This window comes from Pseudomonas sp. FSL R10-2189 (assembly GCF_009600325.1).
In the GTDB taxonomy this organism is placed as follows: Bacteria; Pseudomonadota; Gammaproteobacteria; order Pseudomonadales; family Pseudomonadaceae; genus Aquipseudomonas; species Aquipseudomonas helleri.
This window is the reverse complement of the sequence record NZ_WIVZ01000125.1, coordinates 1-469: the sequence shown is the minus strand read 5'-3', so window position 1 is coordinate 469 and position 469 is coordinate 1. Positions and strand designations below refer to the sequence as shown.

Annotated in this window: 1 protein-coding gene; it reads right to left on the bottom strand. The window is 60.8% G+C overall.

Annotated features, from left to right (window positions below):
- A partial coding sequence (locus tag GHO32_RS26215; RefSeq protein ID WP_178113953.1) for a phage tail tape measure protein occupies positions 1–469 on the bottom strand: 469 nt, incomplete at both ends.

The window sequence follows — 469 nt, the reverse complement described above, 5'->3', positions numbered from 1 at the left end:
CCATGTCGCTGGCTTCAAAGCTGCCTGCCTGACCTTGAAAGGCGATGGCTTCCAGTGCCTGCTGCATTTCCTTGGCGTCAGTGATCTTGGCGTTTTGCCCTAGGGCGTTGATCATCTTCGCCGTTTCCGCACTGCCCGAACCTTGGCCCACCACGAACTTGGCCGCCACCGGCGCGTATTCCAGCGCCTTGGCCAAGTCCATGCCGGCACCCACTAGTTCGTTGACCACGTTGGCCACTTCGTTGCGGGCCAAGCCGGTGTCGCGCGATGTGGAGATGATGGTGCGCGACATCTGTTGTTCTTGCGGGGCATTGGCCACCCCGGCCTTGATCGCGATGTCACGGATGATTGCGTTGTAATCGGCGCTGACTTTGGTCGGGACGGCCAGTGCGGCCACGCCGACAGCGGCCTTGCCAATGCTGCTTTTGACCGTGGCCCGGCCTTGGTTAATTTGCATGTGACCTTTGGC